The sequence below is a fragment of the Dyella sp. genome (assembly GCF_051962475.1).
In the GTDB taxonomy this organism is placed as follows: Bacteria; Pseudomonadota; Gammaproteobacteria; order Xanthomonadales; family Rhodanobacteraceae; genus Dyella_A.
Window position 1 is genome coordinate 328,323 of sequence record NZ_JBQCCF010000069.1, and the last position, 13,610, is coordinate 341,932.

Annotated in this window: 16 protein-coding genes; 1 reads left to right on the forward strand and 15 read right to left on the reverse strand. The window is 64.8% G+C overall.

All coding sequences use genetic code 11. From position 1 onward, the window contains the following. Positions 1-23 precede the first annotated feature (23 nt). Positions 24-293: a phosphopantetheine-binding protein gene (locus ACTHJF_RS16715; RefSeq protein ID WP_440257903.1), complete on the reverse strand. Its 270-nt coding sequence runs from the start codon at positions 291-293 to the stop codon at positions 24-26. 91 nt (positions 294-384) lie between these two features. Between ACTHJF_RS16715 and ACTHJF_RS16720 the strand changes: the two genes are divergently transcribed. Beyond that, positions 385-1,377, forward strand: a complete 993-nt coding sequence (locus ACTHJF_RS16720; RefSeq protein ID WP_440268108.1) for a pteridine-dependent deoxygenase — start codon at positions 385-387, stop codon at positions 1,375-1,377. 48 nt (positions 1,378-1,425) lie between these two features. On the opposite strand, the gene glmU is transcribed toward ACTHJF_RS16720, so the two are convergent. From glmU to ACTHJF_RS16790, 14 genes are all read right to left on the reverse strand, one after another. Beyond that, on the reverse strand, positions 1,426-2,793 hold the full coding sequence (gene glmU, locus ACTHJF_RS16725) for a bifunctional UDP-N-acetylglucosamine diphosphorylase/glucosamine-1-phosphate N-acetyltransferase GlmU (protein ID WP_440268109.1): 1,368 nt from the start codon (positions 2,791-2,793) through the stop codon (positions 1,426-1,428). A gap of 134 nt (positions 2,794-2,927) precedes the next feature. After that, complete coding sequence (locus ACTHJF_RS16730; RefSeq protein ID WP_440268110.1) at positions 2,928-3,356, reverse strand: F0F1 ATP synthase subunit epsilon; 429 nt, start codon at positions 3,354-3,356, stop codon at positions 2,928-2,930. 53 nt (positions 3,357-3,409) lie between these two features. Next, positions 3,410-4,822, reverse strand: a complete 1,413-nt coding sequence (gene atpD / locus ACTHJF_RS16735) for a F0F1 ATP synthase subunit beta (RefSeq protein ID WP_431634849.1) — start codon at positions 4,820-4,822, stop codon at positions 3,410-3,412. 131 nt (positions 4,823-4,953) lie between these two features. Continuing rightward, positions 4,954-5,871 carry a F0F1 ATP synthase subunit gamma gene (gene atpG / locus ACTHJF_RS16740; RefSeq protein WP_440259610.1) on the reverse strand — a complete coding sequence of 306 codons (918 nt, stop codon included), beginning with the start codon at positions 5,869-5,871 and terminating at the stop codon, positions 4,954-4,956. 88 nt (positions 5,872-5,959) lie between these two features. Beyond that, positions 5,960-7,510, reverse strand: a complete 1,551-nt coding sequence (gene atpA, locus ACTHJF_RS16745) for a F0F1 ATP synthase subunit alpha (RefSeq protein WP_440268111.1) — start codon at positions 7,508-7,510, stop codon at positions 5,960-5,962. A gap of 60 nt (positions 7,511-7,570) precedes the next feature. Next, the gene (locus ACTHJF_RS16750; RefSeq protein ID WP_440268112.1) at positions 7,571-8,104 is read right to left on the reverse strand and encodes a F0F1 ATP synthase subunit delta; all 534 of its coding nucleotides are present in this window, start codon (positions 8,102-8,104) and stop codon (positions 7,571-7,573) included. 3 nt (positions 8,105-8,107) lie between these two features. Next, positions 8,108-8,578, reverse strand: coding sequence for a F0F1 ATP synthase subunit B (locus ACTHJF_RS16755; RefSeq protein WP_440268113.1), 471 nt, complete (start codon positions 8,576-8,578; stop codon positions 8,108-8,110). Between the two features lie 81 nt (positions 8,579-8,659). Further along, on the reverse strand, positions 8,660-8,947 hold the full coding sequence (atpE, locus tag ACTHJF_RS16760) for a F0F1 ATP synthase subunit C (protein ID WP_431634859.1): 288 nt from the start codon (positions 8,945-8,947) through the stop codon (positions 8,660-8,662). 60 nt (positions 8,948-9,007) lie between these two features. Continuing rightward, positions 9,008-9,841: a F0F1 ATP synthase subunit A gene (gene atpB / locus ACTHJF_RS16765; protein WP_440268114.1), complete on the reverse strand. Its 834-nt coding sequence runs from the start codon at positions 9,839-9,841 to the stop codon at positions 9,008-9,010. A 3-nt stretch (positions 9,842-9,844) separates the two neighbouring features. Then, positions 9,845-10,168 (reverse strand): ATP synthase subunit I, encoded by a 324-nt coding sequence (locus ACTHJF_RS16770; protein ID WP_440268115.1) that lies wholly within the window; start codon positions 10,166-10,168, stop codon positions 9,845-9,847. Between the two features lie 234 nt (positions 10,169-10,402). Beyond that, on the reverse strand, positions 10,403-10,795 hold the full coding sequence (locus tag ACTHJF_RS16775) for a phasin family protein (protein WP_431634863.1): 393 nt from the start codon (positions 10,793-10,795) through the stop codon (positions 10,403-10,405). A gap of 152 nt (positions 10,796-10,947) precedes the next feature. Then, positions 10,948-11,310, reverse strand: a complete 363-nt coding sequence (gene queD, locus ACTHJF_RS16780) for a 6-carboxytetrahydropterin synthase QueD (RefSeq protein ID WP_440268116.1) — start codon at positions 11,308-11,310, stop codon at positions 10,948-10,950. Between the two features lie 590 nt (positions 11,311-11,900). After that, positions 11,901-12,551: a hypothetical protein gene (locus ACTHJF_RS16785; RefSeq protein ID WP_440268117.1), complete on the reverse strand. Its 651-nt coding sequence runs from the start codon at positions 12,549-12,551 to the stop codon at positions 11,901-11,903. A 271-nt stretch (positions 12,552-12,822) separates the two neighbouring features. Further along, the gene (locus tag ACTHJF_RS16790; RefSeq protein ID WP_440268118.1) at positions 12,823-13,599 is read right to left on the reverse strand and encodes a uracil-DNA glycosylase family protein; all 777 of its coding nucleotides are present in this window, start codon (positions 13,597-13,599) and stop codon (positions 12,823-12,825) included. Positions 13,600-13,610: the final 11 nt, after the last annotated feature.

The window sequence follows — 13,610 nt, forward strand, 5'->3', positions numbered from 1 at the left end:
ATGCCGCGGCGGCCGGCGCGGACTCAGCCCGCGCGATGCTGCTCGATGTGGTCCGACAGCGCGCGCAGGCTGGAGAAAATGCGGCGGTTGTCCGGATTGTCCGAGCGCAGCTGGAACCCGTAGCGCTTGGACACGGCCAGCGAGATCTCCAGCGCGTCGATAGAATCGAGCCCCAGCTCGCCGCCGAAGAGCGGAGCATCCGGATCGATCTGTTCGGGGGTGACGGCCTCCAGGTTGAGGCTCTCGATGACCAGGGTGGCCAGTTCGTGTTGTGCAGCGGTCTGCTCTGCCATGCTCGTTTCCGTACCCCAAAATCATTGCCTCCCCCCGGTGGCAGTGGGCGTGGAGTGTACCATGGTGCCCTTGTCGTTCTCGGTAGATCGCATGGTTCAGGGATGTGAAATGGTGGCGGCGCAGACAGCCCATTGCCGCGCGCCGCAGGTGTCGTATCGCAACACGGAGGCCGGCGCAGCGCTGGCCGAGCCGGGCATGCTGGCGGTGATCGGGTTTGGCGCCGGCCGGGCCGAGGCGGACGATCCGCGCTGGCTCGCGCTCGCCCTGGAGCCGTTCGACGCGCCCGCACCACTGGAGTGTTGGACGGTCGAGGGCGAGGTAGTGGCCGGGTGCACCGGGGCCATTCGCTGGTCGCGCGGCGGCGGCTGGCTGTTCGCCTCGATCAGCCTCGACGAGACCGAACACGGCGACGTGGAATCCACCGCCGAACACGCCTATCGCGCGCTGGCCAGCTTCGTCGCCGAGCAGCCCGAGCAGCATGTGCTGCGGGTGTGGAACTACCTCACCGCGATCAACGATGGCGAGGGCGACGCCGAGCGCTACAAGCGCTTCTGCAACGGCCGTGCGCGCGGCATGGGGAACGCCTTCGGCGAAGGCTTTCCCGCCGCCACCGCGATCGGACATCTCGATCGCCGACCGCTGCTGCAGGTCTACCTATTGGCCAGCACGCAACCGGGTCTGCGCGTGGAGAATCCACGCCAGGTAAGCGCATGGCGCTACCCGCGACAGTACGGGCCCACACCGCCGAGTTTCGCGCGGGCGATGCGCCTGCCCGGCACCGACGCACTGGCCATATCCGGCACCGCGGCGGTGATCGGCCACGCCTCGGCGCATCACGACGACCTGCAGGCGCAGCTGGAAGAAACACTGGCGAATCTCGAAGCGCTGCTCTCCAGCGCCGGCATGCCGGCTGGCTTCGACACGCACTCGCCGCTCAAGGCCTATGTGCGCCACCCTGCCGATGCCCGCGCAGTGCGCGATTTCTTCCGGCAGCGCCTGCCGGGTGTGCCGGCGCTGCTGCTGCACGGCGACATCTGCCGCAGCGAGCTGCTGGTGGAGATCGACGGCTGGCGTTACGCGTAATAGGCGTCAGGCGGCGCCGCGACCGGAAGGCCCGACCCGCTTCTACGTCTACTTCTTCCGGGTTGGCCGCTGCCAGCCAGCCAGTGTCTGCTGCCGGCCTCGTGCCACCGTGAGTTCACCGTCGGGCGCATCCTTGGTAATCACCGAACCGGCGCCGATGGTGGCGCCGGCGCCGATACGCACCGGCGCCACCAGCGCGCTGTTGGAACCAATGAACGCGCCATCGTCGATGCGGGTGAGGTGCTTGTTCACGCCGTCGTAGTTGCAGGTGATGGTGCCCGCACCGATGTTCACGCTGGCGCCGATCTGCGCGTCGCCGATGTAGCTGAGGTGGTTGGCCTTGCTGCCCACGCCCAGGGTTGCTTTCTTGATCTCGACGAAATTGCCCACGTGTACGCCATCGGCAAGCTCGGTCCCGGGGCGCAGTCGCGCGAACGGACCGATCGTGCATGGCCCATGGGTGACCACGCCATCCAGATCGCAATGGGCGAGCACCACGGTGCCGGCGGCGAGATGCACGTTGCGCAGGCGAGTGAAGGCACCCACGCGCACGTCGTCGCCCAGCACTACCTCGCCCTCGAAGATCACGTCGACGTCGATCTCCACGTCACTGCCCGCCACGACGATGCCGCGCGCGTCGAATCGTGCCGGATCGGCCAGACGCACGCCCGCGACCATCAGCTCGTGGGCGCGACGCTGCCGATACTGCGCCTCCAGCTCGGCCAGCTGCAGCGGATTGTTGGCGCCGGCCGCTTCCACCGGGTCGGCGCATTCCACCGAACGGGCGGCCGCGCCCTCGGCGGCGGCCATCGCGAAGATGTCGGTGAGGTAGTACTCGCCCTGCGCGTTGTTGCGGTCGAGCCGGCCGATCCAGCGGCGCAGGTCGGTGGCATCGGCGGCGAGGATGCCGGTGTTGATCAGGGTGACCGTGCGCTGCGCGGCATCGGCGTCCTTCTCCTCTACCACGGCCTGTACCTTTCCCTCGTTGCACAGCACGCGACCGTAGCCGAACGGATCGGCCAGCCGCGTCGTGAGCAGGGCGAGCTTGTCCGGCGTGGCGACCAGGGCCTGCAGCGTCTGCGGCCGAGTCAGCGGCACGTCACCGTAGAGCACCAGTACCCGCGCGCCGTCCGGCACTCGTGCCAGTGCGTAGCCGACGGCGTGACCGGTACCAAGGCGCTCGGTCTGCTCTACCCACTCGAGGTCCGGTTGGTCGGCGAACGCGCCCTGCACCTGATCGCCGCAGTGGCCGTAGACCACGTGGATCGCTGCCGGCCGCAAGGTGCGTGCGGCCGCCAGTACATGGCCGAGCAAGGGCCGACCGGCCAGCGGCATCAGCACCTTGGCGCGCCGGGATTTCATGCGCTTGCCTTCGCCGGCAGCAAGGACGATGACGTGCAGGGCGGAGTCTTCCATGGGGCACCAGTGGGAGCGAAGCGATGCGCAAGAATATCAGCGGGCCGACCCGAGCTCGCGCCGGCGCGATGGCGGACGGATGCAAAAACGCCGGCACGAGGCCGGCGTTTGCAGGGACTCGAAGCAGAGTCAGTTCAGTGCTTGAGCGTGCGGCGCAGACGCTCCAGCGCCTGCAACTGGGTGATCGCCTCGGCCAGCTTGGCCTGCGCCTCGGCGATCTCCATCGCGTCGGTGCGGTTGGCCAAGGCCTCTTCGGCCTGACGCTTGGCTTCGATCGCCGCCGCTTCGTCGATGTCGGCCGAGCGGATTGCGCTGTCGGCCAGCACGGTGATGACCTGCGGCTGCACCTCGAGAATGCCGCCACCAGTGATGGAGATGTCCACCTTCTCGCCACTGGCTTCGGTCACGACGACCTTGCCGGGCTTGAGACGGGTGATAAGCGGCGCGTGGCGCGGGGTGATGCCCAGCTCGCCCAGCTCGCCGGTGGCAACAACCATCGTTGCCTCGCCCGAGTAGATCTCGGCTTCGGCACTGACGACGTCGACGCGGATGGTGTGGGTCATGGATGGTCTTCCGGATGCGTAAGGCTGGGGGCGGGTTTACCCGCCCCGTGGGATCAGGCGGCCTTCTTGGCGCCCATCTCCTCGGCCTTCTTGATCGCCTCGTCGATGCCGCCGACCATGTAGAACGCCTGCTCCGGCAGGTGGTCCACGTCGCCGTCGACGATCATCTTGAAGCCGCGGATGGTTTCCTTCAGCGACACGTACTTGCCCGGCGAGCCGGTGAACACCTCGGCAACGTGGAACGGCTGCGAGAAGAAGCGCTCGCACTTGCGCGCGCGGGCCACGGCCTGCTTGTCCTCTTCCGACAGCTCGTCCATGCCCAGAATCGCGATGATGTCCTTGAGCTCCTTGTAGCGCTGCAGCGTGCCCTGCACGCGGCGGGCCACGTCGTAGTGCTCCTGGCCGATCACGTTCGGATCGAGCTGACGGCTGGTGGAATCGAGCGGATCCACGGCGGGGTAGATACCGAGCGAGGCGATGTTGCGGCTCAGCACCACGGTCGCGTCCAGGTGGGCGAAGGTGGTGGCCGGCGACGGGTCGGTCAGGTCGTCCGCGGGCACGTACACGGCCTGGATCGAGGTGATCGAACCGGTCTTGGTCGAGGTGATGCGCTCCTGCAGCACGCCCATTTCCTCGGCCAGCGTCGGCTGGTAACCCACTGCCGACGGCATGCGGCCGAGCAGCGCGGACACCTCGGTACCGGCCAGGGTGTAGCGGTAGATGTTGTCGACGAACAGCAGCACGTCCTTGCCCTTGCCGGTCTCGTCCTTCTCGTCGCGGAAGTACTCGGCCATGGTCAGGCCGGTCAGCGCCACGCGCAGACGGTTGCCCGGCGGCTCGTTCATCTGGCCGTACACCATGGCCACCTTGTCGAGCACGTTGGAGTCCTTCATCTCGTGGTAGAAGTCGTTGCCCTCGCGGGTACGCTCGCCCACGCCGGCGAACACGGACAGACCCGAGTGCGCCTTGGCGATGTTGTTGATCAGCTCCATCATGTTCACGGTCTTGCCCACGCCGGCACCGCCGAACAGGCCGACCTTGCCGCCCTTGGCGAACGGGCAGATCAGGTCGATCACCTTGATGCCGGTTTCCAGCAGGTCGGTCGCCGCCGCCTGGTCGGCGTAGCTCGGCGCCTCGCGGTGGATCACCCAGCGATCCTGCTCGCCGACCGGGCCGGCCTCGTCGATCGGGTTGCCGAGCACGTCCATGATGCGGCCGAGCGTGGCCTTGCCGACCGGCACCTTGATGCCTTCGCCGGTGTTGCGGGCCACCAGGCCGCGCTTGAGGCCGTCGGTCGAACCGAGCGCGATGGTGCGCACGATGCCGTCGCCGAGCACCTGCTGCACTTCCAGCGTGATGTCGGTGCCGTCGATCTTCAGCGCGTCGTAAACCTGCGGCACCTGATCGCGTGCGAACTCCACGTCGATGACCGCGCCGATGATCTGTACAACTTTGCCCTGGCTCATGGGTGTGCTCCGAATGGATCTTTCAGTGTCTGGTCAAACCACGGCGCCCGGTGACAGTCGCCAGCTCTTTTGAATAGTGCGTCCATGGATGGACGCTCTTGATCTGCTTTTGCAGGCAGGGATGCCTGCACTTATACCGCCGCGGCGCCGCCGACGATTTCCGAGATTTCCTGGGTGATCGCCGCCTGACGCGCCTTGTTGTAGATCAGCGTGAGTTCGCCGATCACCTTGTTGGCGTTGTCCGACGCGCTCTTCATGGCGACCATGCGCGCGGCGTGCTCGCTGGCGAGGTTCTCCAGCACCGCCTGGTACACCACCGACTCGATGTAGCGGTTCAGCACGTGGACCAGCACCGTGGCCGCGTCGGGCTCGTAGATGTAGTCCCAGTCGTGCGTCTGCTCGAGCTTGATGCCGGCGTAGGCCGACTCGCCCGCCGCCTGGTGCGCTTCCAGCTCGGCGGCGACCACCGGCAGCGGCAGCAGCGCGTCCAGCGTCGGCTTCTGCGTCATGGTGTTGACGAAGTCGTTGTACGCCAGCACCACGCGATCGAGCTTGCCGTCGGTGTAGGCGTCCAGCACCACCTTGATCACACCCACCAGCTGCTCGAGCTTGGGCTTCTCGCCGAGATGGGTGACGCTGCCGACCAGATTCACGCCCTTCAGCCGGCGGAAGAACTGCACCGCCTTCTGGCCGATCGCGACGACGTCGACCTCGACACCCTTGTCGTGCCACTCGCGGATCGCCGGCAGCAGGCGACGGAACAGGTTGGAGTTGAGACCGCCGCACAGCCCGCGATCGGTGCTGACGACGATATAGCCCACCCGCGCCACCTTCTCGCGCTCCACCAGGAACGGATGGGCGACGTCGGTGCTGGCCTGGGCCACGTGCGCAATCACCTTACGCATCTGCCGGGCGTAGGGACGCGAGGCCTTCATCAGGTCCTGCGCGCGGCGGATCTTCGAGGCCGAGACCATCTCCAGCGCACGCGTCACCTTGCGCATGTTCTGCGTGCTCTTGATCTTGGTTTTGATTTCGCGTCCGCTTGCCACGTTTGCCTCAACCTTGTGGGTTATTGCGATCCCGGTGCGTCACCGGAGAACGCGGCAGTTGCCAAGCAACCGCCGCGCAGGCTGCTGGTTACCAGCTGCCGGTCTTCTTGTACTCGTCCAGGCCGGCCTTGAAGGTGCCCTCGATCTCGCCGTTCCAGTCACCGGTGGCGACCAGCTTCTTCATCAGCTCGCCGTGGTTCTGGTGGAAGAACGCGTGCAGGCCCTTTTCAAACGCCAGCACCTTGTTCACCGGCAGGTCGTCGAGGTAGCCCTTCTCGGCTGCATACACCGACAGCGCCAGCTCCGCGATCGACAGCGGCGCGTACTGCGCCTGCTTCATCAGCTCGGTCACGCGCTGGCCGCGGTCCAGCTGGGCGCGGGTGGCCGGATCGAGGTCCGAGGCGAACTGCGCGAACGCGGCCAGCTCACGGTACTGCGCCAGCGCCAGCTTCACGCCGCCTGAGAGCTTCTTGACGATCTTGGTCTGCGCCGCACCACCCACGCGCGATACCGAGATACCGGCGTTCACGGCCGGACGGATGCCGGCGTTGAACAGGTCGGTTTCCAGGAAGATCTGGCCGTCGGTGATCGAGATCACGTTGGTCGGCACGAACGCCGACACGTCGCCGCCCTGGGTCTCGATGATCGGCAGCGCGGTGAGCGAGCCAGTCTTGCCCTTCACTTCGCCGTTGGTGAACTTCTCCACGTACTCCTCGGACACGCGCGCGGCGCGCTCGAGCAGACGCGAGTGGAGATAGAACACGTCGCCCGGGTAGGCTTCGCGACCCGGCGGGCGCTTGAGCAGCAGCGAGATCTGGCGGTAGGCCACGGCCTGCTTGGACAAGTCGTCGTACACGATCAGCGCGTCTTCGCCGCGATCGCGGAAGTACTCGCCCATCGCGCAGCCCGAATACGGCGCCACGTACTGCAGCGCGGCCGACTCGGAGGCCGAGGCCACCACGATGATGGTGTTGGCCAGCGCGCCGTTCTCTTCCAGCTTGCGCACCACGTTGGCGATCGACGAGCGCTTCTGGCCGATCGCGACGTAGATGCACTTAATGCCCGAATCCTTCTGCGCGATGATCGCGTCGATCGCCAGCGCGGTCTTGCCGGTCTGGCGGTCGCCGATGATCAGCTCACGCTGGCCGCGGCCGACCGGGATCATCGCGTCGACCGACTTGTAGCCGGTCTGCAGCGGCTGATCGACCGACTTGCGCCAGATCACGCCCGGCGCGACCTTCTCGATCGGCGCATTGATCTTGGCGTTGAGCGGACCCTTGCCATCGATTGGGTTGCCCAGTGCGTCGACGACGCGGCCGAGCAGCTCCGGACCGACCGGCACCTCGAGGATGCGACCGGTGGTCTTGGCGGTGTCGCCCTCGCGCAGGTGCTGGTATTCACCGAGCACCACGGCGCCGACCGAATCGCGCTCGAGGTTGAGCGCCAGGGCATACGCGCTGCCCGGCAGCTCGATCATTTCGCCCTGCATCACGTCCGCCAGACCGTGGATGCGCACGATGCCGTCGGACACGCTGATGATGGTGCCCTCGTTGCGGGCCTCCGCGCCGAGCTTGAACTGCTCGATGCGGCTCTTGATCAGCTCGCTGATCTCGGACGGGTTGAGAGTGGTGCTGGACATAGGTCGTTATCCTTGGGTTCGCGCCGAGTCAACGGCACCCGATGATTTTTGAAACGTGTGTCAGTGCGTGAGGGCGCTGGCGAGCCGGTCGAGACGACCGCGCGCCGAGCCATCGATCACTTCGCTGCCGGTGTCGATCACCACGCCTGCCAGCAGCGAGGCGTCGACCTGGGTTTCCAGTTCGATCTCGCGCTTGAAGCGGCGCTTCAGCGAAGCCTTCAGCTGTTCCGTCTGCGCGGCGTCCAGGGCCATCGCGCTGGTCACCTTCACCAGAAGCTGCGACTCGGCCTCGCGCTTGTAGGTCTCGTACAGGGCAGCGATCTCCGGCAGCAGCGCCAGGCGGCGATGCTCGGCCAGCTCGGCCAGGAAACGGCCGAACGGCGTATCGACCGCCATCTCGCGCGGCAGATGCAGGGCAACCAGCTGCGCCGGCTGCACCCGCGGATCACCGGCCAGATCGCTCACCCGTGCGTCGTTGGCGACCATGGCGGCAAGCGCCAGCGCGTGCGACCACGTGCCGGTGTCGCCAGCCGCACGCGCCACCTCAAAGGCAGCGCGTGCGTAGGGTCGAGCGAGAGTGATGGCTTGGCTCATGGATCAGATCTCGGCAGCAAGCTGGTCGAGCATGGCCTTGTGCGCCGATGCGTCGATCTCGCGCTGGACGATCTTCTCGGCGCCCTGGACCGCCAGGCGACCGACCCAGCCACGCAGCTCTTCGCGGGCGCGCTGTTGCATGCTGGCGACTTCTTCCGTCGCCGCTGCCTTCACGCGTGCCGCCTCGACCAGCGCCTCGGCGCGAGCCTTGTCGACGATCTGGTTGGCCTGCTGCTGGGCGCGCTCGACGATCTCGGCCGCCTGCTGACGCGCCTGCCTGATCTCGACCGCCGCCTTGGCGTCGGCGTCCTTCAATTCGGCGCGCGCGCGCTCGGCAGCCGCCAAGCCTTCGGCGACCTTCTTCTGGCGCTCTTCAATGGCTGCGTTGAGCTGCGGCCAGATGAACTTGGTGGTGAACCAGACCAGGATGGCGAACGACACCATCTGGCCCAGGAAAGTCAGATTGATATCCATGAGCTTTCCGTTGACTCCGTAACGCGGGGGGCCGCCTGACCACCGCGGCATGAAGCCACGGCGGTCATCAACGGGGGACTGTTACTTCGCGAAATTCTGGATGACCTGGGCGGTCAGCGGATTCGAGAAGGCGAACAGCAGCGCCACGGCCAAGCCGATGATGAACGCCGCGTCGATCAGGCCGGCGAGCAGGAACATGCGGCCCTGCAGCAGCGGAACCAGCTCCGGCTGACGGGCAGCGGACTCAAGGAACTTCGAACCCATGATCGCGATGCCCAGACAGGCACCGAGCGCGCCGAGGCCGATGATGATGCCGATGGCGATCGCGGTCTGGCCCTGCACATGGGAAATGAGTTCAGCGAGGTTCATGGTGTTCTCCTGTGAATCGTAAAGGTAAAGACGAAACGAACTGTGGGAAGCGGAAAAGCGTCAGTGATGCTCGTGCGCCGTCGCGATGTACACGATGGTGAGCATCATGAAAATGAACGCCTGGAGCAGGATGATCAGGATGTGGAAGATCGCCCACGCCGTGTTGAACAGCACGCCGGGAAGGAAGCTGATCCAGCCCGCGAACAGTCCGGCGATCAGCATGAAGACCAGCTCGCCGCCGTACATATTGCCGAACAGTCGCATGGCCAGCGACACCGGCTTAGACAGGTATTCGATGATGTTCAGACCGAGGTTGGCCGGTACCAGCGCCAGCTTGACGATAGGGTTGTGGGCATGGAACGGCGCGGTCACCAGCTCCTTGCCGAAACCCAGCGTGCCCTTGGCCTTCATGCCGTGACCGATCACGATGAAGAACACGCACAACGCCAGACCGATGGTGGTGTTGATGTCGGCCGTGGGCACCCAGCGGAAGAAGGTGTGGTGCGCCATTTCCGCACCGCCCACGGTCTTGATGGCCATCCCCGGCGCGTCGAGCGGCAGCAGGTCCATCGTGTTCATGAAGGTCACCCACATGAAGATGGACAGCGCCAGCGGCGTAACCGTGCGGCGGTCGCCGTGGAAGGTGTCCTTCACCTGGGTGTCGACGAACTCCACGATCAGCTCGACGAACGCCTGCCCCTTGGACGGCACGCCCGAGGTCGCCTTGCGCGCCTTCAGCCAGAACCACAGGCAGAACACCAGTCCAAGCGCGAAGGACACCACCAGCGAATCCAGGTGGATGGCCATGAACGGACCGTTGCCCAGCTGCACCGTATCGTGGTGCAGGTGGTGCTGGATGTATTCGGTTAGACCGCCTTGCGGCTCGGTAGCCATGCCTCAACCCTTGAATCGAAACGCCAGCAAATTTATTGCGTAAGCAGCCACCAGCCCTGTCAAAGCGGCCAGTGGCGGCAGTTTGTATTGACCCAGGATCGCGACCAGTCCCACGATGATCGCCACCCACTTCAGCACCATGCCCGACAGCAGACGCCCCATCGCCAGACCGCCGGCACTCCAGCCGGCGAAGGTGCGCCAGGCCAGCAGGGCAGTGCCCAGCGCCACGATCGCACCCCCACCGAACGCAGCAAGCGCTGAACGCGGCCCTTGCCACAGAAAGACTGCACCCAAGGCGGTGGCGACAACCAGCTGCAGCGCAATCACGCGCGCAGCAAGACGTCGACCCGAGGCTAAGCTGTTGAGCACGTGACATCCCCCACGGTTTCGCTATGTCAGCGGCACCGGTCCGTCAGGTTGGTGGGGCACGGTCCAAGCTCTGGAATTGTAACAGGCGGTGGTTTGCAGCGACAAGCCGATGGCGGTCAAAGTTGTCGCAGTCCGGGCACAAAAAAAGCCGGGTCCACGGACCCGGCCTTCCTTGTGAAGCGTTACCCGCGATTACTTACTGGAGGCCTTCTTGGACGCCGCCTGCACCGGAGCGCTCACCGCCTCGTTGGCGGCCTGCTGCTGCTCCTGCAGGATCGCGCCGAGCGACTCGGCGGTCTTCTGCGACACGGCGAAGATCTCCTGGCTGACGGCGACGGCGCGCTCGGCGTTGTCGCGGCTCAGCGTGGCGCCCTTTTCCCAGAGCGAACGGAAGCCGTCGACGTCGCGGGCCTCCATCGCCTCGGCGAGGAACTCGGCAGAGGCCTGGGCCTGCTTCTCGAGTGCCTTGAACTGCAGGCCGGCGACGGCCTCGAAACCCTTCAGAGCCAGCGACTGGGCCTTGAAGGCGCTATCGGAGAACTGCTTGGCGTAGGCAAACGCATGGTTGGTGAACTGCTGATTCATGGCGATCTCCCCTCGATGGGGTGGCTGGTAGTGGAGCCACCTTACCAAAGGCCATGTTGCAGTGCAATATATTTTTTGTTTCCGCGCTTGGCGTTTAACCAAAAGTCATGTCTTTCAGTTACATGACAACGTTGCCACACCGGTGCACTGCGTCAAAAACTGCGCGCCGAGCACTCTGCGCCCGAGGTGCAGGTTTCGTGCACCACCACCCGATCCAGGCCCGGCAAACGCGGCGCGAGACGTTCCCAGATCCAGCGCGCCAGCATCTCGCTGGTCGGATTCTCGAGTCCCTCGATGTCGTTCAGATAGTGATGGTCCAGCTGCTCGTAGAGCGGCGCGAACGCCGCCTTGACGTCGGCGAAGTCCATCACCCAGCCCAGCGTCGGATCGGGCTCGCCCTGCACGTGGATTTCGATGCGGAACGAGTGCCCGTGCAGGCGCGCGCACTTGTGCCCGGCAGGCACGTTGGGCAGGCGGTGAGCCGCCTCGAGCTGGAACACCTTGAAGATATGCATATCGTCTCGCCGGAATCAGAGAAGCCCGCGCGTGGCGCGGAAACGTCGGCGGGGCGAATGGTGGCTATGGGTGGAGGCGAAGCATAGCCACCGTCCGGCCGGAGATTCTAACGTTTCCGCGGACTTATGCGGGCCGAGAGGATCGCATGTTGCGACCACTGTAGCAATCGCTGTAGCAGTCTCTGTAGCAACTGCATAGAACCACCGAGCGGCAACCAAAATGTTTTGCTGCAAATTTTCGAGACGGTATCTAACGATCTCGGTGCCTGCCTTACCCCCCGTGGGGGCTCACGGTGCTTGTCGGATCAGCAACCAGGCACACTCTCATCGAGAGGCTCGGCGACAGTCCTCGTTGGCCGTCAATCTGATCAGGGAGGCGCTCGATCCAGACGACCTCACTCCAAGGCCGGCCTCCCGACGTTGCCTTAGGGGAAGGTCAGGAAGAGGCCATTCCGACCTGCACGTCCACGGAATCGGCCGCCGCCTCGGCGGCCTTGGCAACTTGAGGAAACCTGGGAAGCTGCGTCAGCGACACATCTGGGTTGAGCACAGCGGAAGTGACGCATATCGCCAGGTGGCGCAGGCCGGCGCTAACAAATGGGAAATTTGTCACTCGCTAGCAAGATCTTAGTTTGGGCGCTTGTCAGCACGGCATCGGTGCTCGGGTGGAGACTGATCGCCACGCGGCCGCCTTTAACTATCTGGAAGATTTCTTCCATAGGCCAAGCCAGACGGTCCATGAAGGATCGGAGGCGCTTGCCGCTGCGGCGAGCCTCCTCAACACGGTGGTGCTCTATCTCCGTCTGCTGGTCCGTATCGTTAAACCTAGGCACAAGCTCAAGGGCAAGATCTACGTCGCCGAGTTCGGCCTGGTCAGTTAGGTAGCTGCCAAACACGATCAGTTTTCGAATGCCATAAGCGAACTCTGGCGAGGCATTGATGGCCTCCACCCTGGCAATGGCTTCTTGGACGATTCGATCGGCCGCAGCTCGCTTGATAGGCTTCCTGGATGACGCCAGCGCCAGGGCATTTCCCTTTACCGTCGTCGCGTAGTACGGACAGCCACTTTGCTGAGAGACCTCAACGTACCCCTCCGCGACCAATGCAGACAGCGCTTCAGCCGCAGAAGCCTCATCGATCCCCAGAGCCTCCGCTAGGGAGGCCACGTCCCACGCACCCCACTTACCCAACTTCCGAAGTGCCTTACGAAGGTCCATAGCCGGAACGCCAGCAATCACCATTTCTCGCGAAATCCTCATCGCCCTGCACCTACCCTGGCCCGACCATTACCCCCAACACGAACCCACCGGCGGACCACTGCGCGAGAGTTGTTGAGCGCCTTATGATCGCCCGGGCTGCTGCCGCAGATGAGGACTCGTTCCTCGCCGCCAGGAAGAGTGACTCGGACGCGAAGGTGACCTCCACCTGTCGTCTCAACCCCTTTCACTGTTACGCCCGCCGTCTCCCACACCTTTATTGCCTGCCTCAGGCGAGACCTGACGTGCCGCGCCATTACGCCCAAGCCTCCACTACCTTGAGTGCAGCGGTCCGCCCTTCATCGAGAAGGTCTGCCCGAGTTTTCGACGACAGGAGCGAACGCGGCTTCCGTCCCAGGAAGTAAGCGATCCGCTCCGCGTTGGCCCCCGACGGATGCGGCAGCCCGCCGAGAATCTGCTTGGCATCAAGCGAGCCCTGCTGGACGAGGTATTCACACGCAGCTTGCGCCGCAGTTCCAAGTGGCACGTACAAAGCGCTACTGAGCGCGCGGCACTCGGGGGCAAACCACCTTTCCACCTGCTTCTTGAGAAAAGCAGATCGCGCCAGCCCAGCGCCACCGTAGCCCTTTCCCCTTTCCATCACCGGATAGCGCAGCGCTGACGTGAAGTGGACCAGGTGCGTGTGCGAGGTCCACAAGTCGGCGGTAGATGCCAAGCCGAGGCGTTCGGACACCCCTACCGAGTCCAGCAGGGCAATAAGATTCTTACGCAGAGGACCAGCGAAGCTCGCTACCTTCTTGGCAGCTTCGGCGGCTTCCGTAAAGGACCGCCCACCCAAGAGTGCTCGTCGCGCCACGGAAATCGCTTCCAGGGCCTGAGTGCGTCCAGGAGTGATGCCAACAAGGACGATCCGCGCAGAAGTATTCACATGATCGAAGGGCGCGTAGTAGACCTCATAGCGGCCCTCTGCATCCATCCGGAGGGAGGCCGGAAGGCCAGCGTGCTCGGCGAAGCTTCCGGGGAGATGCGCCAAGGTGTTTGCGTACTTGTCGAACAAGGAGTTCATGCTCATCGTGGATTCCC